The sequence below is a fragment of the Bradyrhizobium sp. dw_411 genome (assembly GCF_018449695.1).
Classification (GTDB): domain Bacteria; phylum Pseudomonadota; class Alphaproteobacteria; order Rhizobiales; family Xanthobacteraceae; genus Bradyrhizobium.
Genome location: NZ_JAAVUY010000016.1, coordinates 158,981 through 166,613, shown reverse-complemented (window position 1 = coordinate 166,613; position 7,633 = coordinate 158,981). Strand labels below are relative to the sequence as shown.

General features: G+C 61.1%; 6 protein-coding genes. 5 read left to right on the top strand and 1 reads right to left on the bottom strand.

Features of this window, described 5'->3' with window-relative positions; translation table 11 throughout:
• Positions 1 to 155 precede the first annotated feature (155 nt).
• From HB676_RS25570 to HB676_RS25550, 5 genes are all read left to right on the top strand, one after another.
• Positions 156 to 1,049 (top strand): branched-chain amino acid ABC transporter permease, encoded by an 894-nt coding sequence (locus HB676_RS25570; RefSeq protein ID WP_213741233.1) that lies wholly within the window; start codon positions 156 to 158, stop codon positions 1,047 to 1,049.
• Positions 1,050 to 1,055: 6 nt separating this feature from the next.
• A complete protein-coding gene (locus HB676_RS25565; protein ID WP_213741232.1) occupies positions 1,056 to 2,129 on the top strand; it encodes a branched-chain amino acid ABC transporter permease in 1,074 nt (357 codons plus the stop codon).
• Between the two features lie 55 nt (positions 2,130 to 2,184).
• A complete protein-coding gene (locus tag HB676_RS25560) occupies positions 2,185 to 3,465 on the top strand; it encodes an ABC transporter substrate-binding protein (RefSeq protein WP_213741231.1) in 1,281 nt (426 codons plus the stop codon).
• A 132-nt stretch (positions 3,466 to 3,597) separates the two neighbouring features.
• The gene (locus HB676_RS25555; protein ID WP_213741230.1) at positions 3,598 to 4,440 is read left to right on the top strand and encodes an ABC transporter ATP-binding protein; all 843 of its coding nucleotides are present in this window, start codon (positions 3,598 to 3,600) and stop codon (positions 4,438 to 4,440) included.
• A 157-nt stretch (positions 4,441 to 4,597) separates the two neighbouring features.
• Complete coding sequence (locus tag HB676_RS25550) at positions 4,598 to 5,824, top strand: AMP-binding protein (protein ID WP_213741229.1); 1,227 nt, start codon at positions 4,598 to 4,600, stop codon at positions 5,822 to 5,824.
• On the opposite strand, the gene HB676_RS25545 is transcribed toward HB676_RS25550, so the two are convergent.
• Positions 5,802 to 7,400 carry a tetratricopeptide repeat-containing glycosyltransferase family protein gene (locus tag HB676_RS25545; protein ID WP_346347423.1) on the bottom strand — a complete coding sequence of 533 codons (1,599 nt, stop codon included), beginning with the start codon at positions 7,398 to 7,400 and terminating at the stop codon, positions 5,802 to 5,804. The genes HB676_RS25550 and HB676_RS25545 overlap by 23 nt on opposite strands.
• Positions 7,401 to 7,633 lie beyond the last annotated feature (233 nt).

Genomic DNA, 7,633 nt, shown 5'->3' with positions numbered 1-7,633 from the left:
AGCACCGCCGGTCGATACAAACGCGGTTGGGTGAGGGGTCTCGATCAGCAGATTACGATGCCGAGAGAACCCCTCACCCGTCTTCGCTTCGCGAAGCCACCCTCTCCCACAAGGGGAGAGGGGAAGAGGTCTGCGGCTCTCGGCGGTCAACCAACATGAACCTCCACTTCCTCATCCAGCTCCTCGTCAACGGCCTCGTGGTCGGTACGCTTTACGGCGTGGTGGCGATGTCGTTTGTGCTGATCTACAAGGCCACGCAGGTGGTGAATTTCGCGCAGGGCGAATTGCTGCTGGTCGGGGCCTGGGTGTGCTGGGCGCTGCTCACCAAATATCAAGTACCGTTCTGGGTCGGCATGCCGCTGACGCTGGTGTTCATGTTTGCATTCGGCATCGCGATTCAGATCGTGATCCTGCGGCCGATGATTGGCGAGCCGATCATTTCGGTGATCATGGTGACGATCGGCCTCTCCACCGTGTTTCAGGCGTCGCTGAAATGGATCTTCGGCGTCAATCCGCAGCCGTTCCCGCAGGTGTTCACCAGCCAGTCTGTGAACTTCCTCGGCCTGCAGATTCAGACCGTCTATGTCATGAGCCTCGTGGTATCGGTCGCGATGATGCTCGGGATGGCGTGGTTCTTCCGCGTCTCCAAATATGGTCTGGCGATGCGCGCCACCGCGTTCAACCAGCAGGTCGCGCAGTCGCTCGGCATTTCGGTGAAAAGCGTGTTCGCGATGGCGTGGGCGATCTCCGCAACCGTGTCGGCAGTCGCGGGCGTGGTGGTCGCCGTCGTCAACGGCGTGTCGTCGGGCCTGTCAGCCTACGGCATCAAGGTATTTCCCGCGGCGATCCTGGGCGGCCTCGACTCGATCGGCGGCGCGGTGCTGGGCGGCATCATCATCGGGCTACTGGAAAACATCGCGCAATATATCGACAGCGAATATCTGCACTGGGGCAATCTCTATGAAGTCGCGCCGTTCTACGTGCTGATCATTATTCTCATGATCAAGCCCTATGGCCTGTTCGGCACCAAAGACATCGAGCGGGTGTAAATCATTATGGCAGGCCCCTCCCTCATTCCTTCCGGCGACTACCGCACGACCTATGCGGCGGACACCACGATCTTTCCGACCACGACCAGCCGCAACATGGCCATTCTTGGCGTCGTGCTGACTTGTTTCGCGCCGCTGGTGCTCAGCGCCTACTGGCTCAGTACGCTGATCCAGATCGGCATATTTGCCATCGCCGCGCTTGGCCTGAATATTCTCGTCGGCTTCACCGGACAGATCTCGATCGGCCATGCCGCGTTCTTTCTGTTCGGCGCCTTCACCTCGGCCTATATCTCCAACACGCTGCCGATCCCGGTATTCTTCGCAATCCCGCTGGCCGGCGTGATCACGGCGCTGGTCGGCCTGATCTTCGGCGTGCCGGCAGCGCGCCTCAAGGGACTCTATCTCGTCATCGCAACGCTGGCCGCGCAATATATCCTGCTCGATTTCTTCTCGCGCGCCGAATGGTTCTCCGGCGGATCGGTACCCGCCAGCGCCAATCCGTTCTCGATCTTCGGCTATACGTTCCGCGGCGATAAGCAATATTTTTACGTGGTGCTGGCCTATCTCGTGGTGAGCTATCTCCTGGTAACGAACCTGATGCGCACCCGCGACGGCCGCGCGCTGGTCGCGATCCGCGACCATTATCTCTCCGCCGAGATCATGGGCATTAATCTTACGAAATACCGCACGCTGTCGTTCGGCCTCGCGGCGTTTTTCGCCGGCATCAGCGGCGCGCTCTACGCGCATTATCAGCTCGTCGTCTCCAATGAAGGGTTCGGCATCGACCGCTCCATCATCTTCCTTGCGATGGTGATCATCGGCGGCACCGGCTCGATCATGGGCACGCTGATGGGCACGGCATTCGTGGTGCTGCTGCCGGAATCGATGGAATGGATCAGCTCTGGCCTCAAGGGCAGCGCGATCGACAAGGCGCTGTCGCTCAACAACAACATCACGTTTTTGCGCGAGATCGCGATTGGCCTGATCATCATCGCGTTTTTGATGTTCGAGCCGGACGGCCTCGCGCATCGCTGGCGGCAGATCAAGACGTACTGGAAACTCTACCCGTTTTCGCATTGAGGTTGGAACGGGACTGGCTACAATGACCTTAAATAAAAAACCGGAGGAATTGCTCATGACGATGAAATCACTGCTCGGTACCGTTTCGCTCGCGCTGCTGCTCGGCGCCGCAGCAACGAGCGCGCAAGCCCAGATATCCATCGGCCATCTTCAGGATCTCTCGGGCGGCACGTCCGACGTCGGCACGCCCTACGGACAAGGCGTCGCGGATACCTTCGCCTGGGTCAACAAGAACGGCGGCGTCGGCGGCAAGCAGCTCAATGTCGACAGCAATGATTACGGCTATCAAGTGCCGCGCGCGATCGCGCTCTACAAGAAATGGTCCGGCGGCGACAAGGTCGCGGCGATCATGGGTTGGGGCACTGCCGACACCGAGGCGCTGACCGGCTTCCTCGCGCAGGACAAGATTCCGGATATCTCGGGCTCCTATGCCGCCGCATTGACAGATCCCGAAGGCACCAGCGGGAAAGCAAAAGCCGCGCCGTATAATTTCTTCTACGGCCCGAGTTACTCCGATGCGCTGCGCGCCGAATTGACTTGGGCCGCCGAGGACTGGAAGTCCAAGGGCAAACCCGGCAAGCCGAAATTCGTGCATATGGGCGCCAACCATCCCTATCCGAATGCTCCCAAAGCAGCGGGCGAAGCGCTCGCCACCGAACTCGGATTCGAAGTGCTGCCGCCGCTGGTGTTCGCGCTCGCGCCTGGCGATTACAGCGCGCAATGCCTGAGCCTCAAGAGCGCCGGCGCCAATTACGCTTATCTGGGCAATACCGCCGCCTCCAACATCTCCGTGATGAAGGCCTGCAAGACCGCGGGCGTGGACATTCAGTTTCTCAGCAACGTCTGGGGCATGGATGAAAACGGCGCCAAGGCCGCCGGCGATGCAGCCGATGGCGTGATCTTCCCGCTGCGCACCGCAGTGGGCTGGGGCGGCAACGCCCCGGGCATGAAGACTGTGGTGGAGATTTCGAAAATGTCCGACCCGACAGGCAAGGTCTATCGTCCCGTGCATTACATCGCCGGCGTCTGCACCGCGCTCTACATGAAGGAAGCGCTCGACTGGGCCGCCAAGAACGGCGGCGCCACCGGCGAGAACGTCGCCAAGGGCTTCTACCAGAAAGCCAACTGGGTGCCGGCCGGCATGGAAGGCGTCTGCAATCCCTCGACCTGGACCGAGAAGGATCACCGGCCGACCACGACCGTCGATCTCTACCGCTCGAAAGTCTCCGGCGCGACCGATGGCGACATCAACGACGTGATGGCCAAGGGCACCATCAAGCTCGAAAAGGTCAAGACGGTGGAACTGCCGCGCAAGGCGGAATGGTTTGGATGGTGATCCGACAGCGGCGCCACATTCACACTCGTCATGCGCGGGCTTGACCCGCGCATCCCTCTAAAAAGATTTTGCTTAGAAGATGGATTGCCGGGTCAGGCCCGGCAATGACGACCGATAAAACGACAGGCACACATGACCGAAACGACCGAAATTGATCGCCCGTCAGTCTCAACAGCGCCAGCCCCCTCGCCGCTGCTCAGCGTGCGCAACATCGAGGTGGTCTATGACGATGTCATCCTGGTGCTGCGGGGCCTCAGCCTCGACGTACCGCAGGGCGCGATCGTCGCGCTGCTCGGCGCCAATGGCGCGGGCAAGTCGACCACGCTGAAGGCGATTTCGGGATTGCTCAAGACCGAGGACGGTGAAGTCACCCGCGGCGAGATCATCTTCAATGGCGAGCGCATCAACGGCATCGATCCCGACAAGATCGTGCGCCGCGGCATCTTCCAGGTGATGGAAGGCCGCCGCATCATCGCCGACATGACGTCGCTGGAGAACTTACGGCTCGGCGCCTTCACCCGCAGTGACAATGAAGTCGGCGCCGACATCGACATGGTCTACCGGTATTTCCCGCGCCTCAAGGAGCGCACGGGGTTGGCCGGTTATCTCTCCGGCGGCGAACAGCAGATGCTGGCGATCGGCCGCGCGCTGATGGCGCGCCCCAAGATGATCCTGATGGACGAGCCGTCGATGGGCCTGTCGCCGCTGCTGGTCAAGGAAGTCTTTGCGATCATCAAGGAGATCAACCGCGACCTCGGCGTCACGATTCTGCTGGTCGAGCAGAACGCCCGCGCGGCGCTGTCGGTCGCGAGCCATGGCTACATCATGGAACAGGGCAAGGTGGTGCTCGACGGCACGGCTGACGAGCTGCGCGACAATGAGGACGTCAAGGAATTCTACCTCGGCGGCGCCGGCGACCAGCGCAAGAGTTTCAAGAATTTGAAGAGTTTTAAGCGGCGGAAGCGGTGGCTGTGAGCAAGACGACGGTCCCTCCACGTCATTCCGGGGCGATGCAAAGCATCGAACCCGGAATCTCGAGATTCCCCGATGTGCACTGCACATCTGAGGTCTGGTCCTTCGGACCATCCCGGAATGACGCTGTTGATGCGTCGGACACGACGGTGACACGCAGATGACCGAGCACTACGACGCCCTTGAAACCCGCGATCCCGCGCAGCGCGAGGCTGACCTGTTCGCGCGGCTGCCGGACGTGTTGCGCAAGACGATGGCCGCACCGGCCTATGCGGAACATCTCAGGGGTGTCGACCCCGCCAGCATTACCAGCCGCGTCGCGCTGGCGCGCCTGCCCGTGTTGCGCAAATCCGAACTCCCGGCCCTGCACAAGGCCTCGCCGCCGTTCGGTGGATTTGTCGCCAAACATCGGGGTTCGTTTTCACGTCTGTTCACCTCACCCGGACCTATTTTCGAGCCCGAAACGACCAAAGCCGATCCCTGGCGCGGCGCGCGAGCACTGTTCGCAGCGGGTTTTCGGCCCGGCGACGTCGTGCTGAACACGTTCAGCTATCACCTGACGCCCGGCGGCTTCATCTTCGATACGTCCGCGCGTGCGCTCGGCTGCGCGGTAATCCCGGCCGGGCCCGGCAACACCGAAGCGCAATTCGAACTGATCGAGGCCTATCGCCCGGTCGGCTACAGCGGCACGCCGGATTTTCTGAAGATCCTGCTCGACGCGGCTGCAAGTGCCGGCCGTGATGTCTCCTCGATCAAGCGCGCGCTGGTGTCCGGCGCGGCGTTTCCGAAATCGCTGCAGGACCACATCACATCTCGCGGCATCGATGCCTATCAGGCGTTCGGCACCGCCGATCTCGGCCTGATTGCGTTCGAGACGCCGGCGCGCGACGGCATGACCGTCAACGAAGACCTGATCATGGAAATCGTGCGGCCCGGCACCGGCGATCCCGTCGCCGAGGGCGACGTCGGCGAGATCGTCGTCACCTCGCTCGATCCCGATCACCCCTGGATTCGTCTTGCGCTCGGCGATCTCACCGCCGCCCTGCCCGGCCGCAGCGCCTGCGGCCGCAGCAATATGCGCATCAAGGGATGGATGGGCCGCGCCGACCAGACCACCAAGGTCAAGGGCATGTTCGTGCGGCCCGAACAGGTCGCCGAGATCGGCAAGCGCCATCCCGAACTGGGACAGCTGCGGCTTGTCGTGACGCGCGAGGGCGAAGCCGATGTGATGACGCTTCGATGCGAATGCGCCTCGCCAAGTGAAGCGCTGCAAACTGAGCTCGCCTCAACGCTGCGCGCGCTGACAAAGCTGAGCGGCGGCGTTGAACTGGTGGCGGCAGGCGCATTGCCGAATGACGGCAAGGTTATTGCTGACGAGCGCGGATAGCCGTTGTGCTCGTTCCTTCCGAGATCAAATTCAGCAGCTCAACCCTGACCCGATCGATAACTTCGGCGTAATTACGGGTTTCGGTCTGCCTGAATAAACGCACGCTTGGGTACCAAGGGCTGTCGTCACGATCGAGCAGCCAGCGGTAGTCCGGCGTGTAAGGCAGGAGGATCCAGGTCGGACGGCCAAGCGCGGCGGCGAGATGCGCGACGCTTGTATCGACTGTAATCACCAGATCGAGACAACTGACCAGGGCCGCGGTTTCACCGAAATCGGTGAGATCCGCGGTGAGGTCAACAATGCCGGGCCGCTCGCGGAGTGCCGCTTTGTCGTCCGGTCTCGGGTCCTTCTGCAAGCTAACAAAGGTCGCATCGACGTCGAGGAGGTGCAACAGCGCTTGCAGCGGAATTGACCGATTGTGGTCGTCGCGGTGGTCCGGGTTGCCGGACCACACCAGACCGACCCGCAGGCTGTCGCGTGGTCCGAGACGATCTTCCCAAACCCGCAGGCGGTCCGCTTCCGGACCCGGCAGATAGGATGTCGTTGACGGAATCGTATCGAGCCGCGTGCCGAAAGCCATCGGCAGGCTGCAGATCGGACAATGCATGTCGAACGCCGGCAACGTACCCACCGATGTTGGAAGGCACTGAGACACTCCGGGAATTCCGGAGAGCAACGGAAGAAGGGGCTTTTGAACAACCAGAATGACGCGCGCACCGCGGGCCACCAGCATCGGTACATAACGCACGAACTGAATTGAGTCTCCCAGACCCTCGTCGGCATAGACCAGGATAGTCTTGCCTTCGACCGGCTCTTGACCAAGCCACATCGGCTTGGAGGTTTTCGGATGGGAGATTGAAAAGTATGGAACACTTCGCCGCGCCTCACGGCCAGCCCACCCGGCTTCAAAGTTTCCCGTCAACATATGGACGAGAGCCAGATTCCAGTCTGTTTCCGCATTGTCGGGCTCGAGCTTCTTTATGTCCTCATACGTTGCGACGACTTCTTCGAAACGATGAAGATAGGCCAGTAAATGAGCCTTGGTTTTCAATGATGGCAGGAAGTCCGGCCGCAAGCGCAACGCCCGCTCGAACGCGTTCAGCGCCTCCTCCACCCGATCCATTTTGTGTAGAGCGCTCCCGCAGCCGTTCACTGCGGCCCAATGATCCGGGTTGAGCGTGGTCGCGTGTCGAAAGCTCAGCAGCGCATCCGCCGGGCGCTCCAGCTCCATCAGAACATGACCGAGATTTGTCCATAATTCGGCATTTGCAGGCTCGAGCTGCACCGCCTTGTCAAAAATTTTGAGGGCTTCTTCGTTCCGGCCTTGCTTACGCAGTACGGTTCCGAGGCTCCAAAGATAGATCGACTTGGGGTCTTGTCTTATCGCCTGGGCAATCCACTCGACGGCCTGATCGAATTGCTCGCCGTGGAGGCAAAGCAACCCCATCAGGTGCAGGACGCCGGCATCATCGGGATCGACTGCGAGAGCCTGCTCACAGCAGATTCGGGCGTCCAGATATCGTCCCGCCTGCATGTGGCCAAGACAGACCGAGTGAAGCGTGGTCGCAGCGCCCACGTGGATACCTTCAGGTAATATTCTGAAACCTACGGCCAGCGGCCCGGCGTTCGCGACGGCTCATCCGCACGTTTCCCCGTACGCAATCCTGATGTCTAAATGATTCGCTGCTTCCCGCAAGTTGGGCGGCATTGGCGACCTTGATGCCAATTGAGCGCAGTCGCCCCCTTTGCACCCCCACTGGCACCGCCCTTTACGATGTCGGCAGTTCTCGTCCCCAAAGGGCGACATTA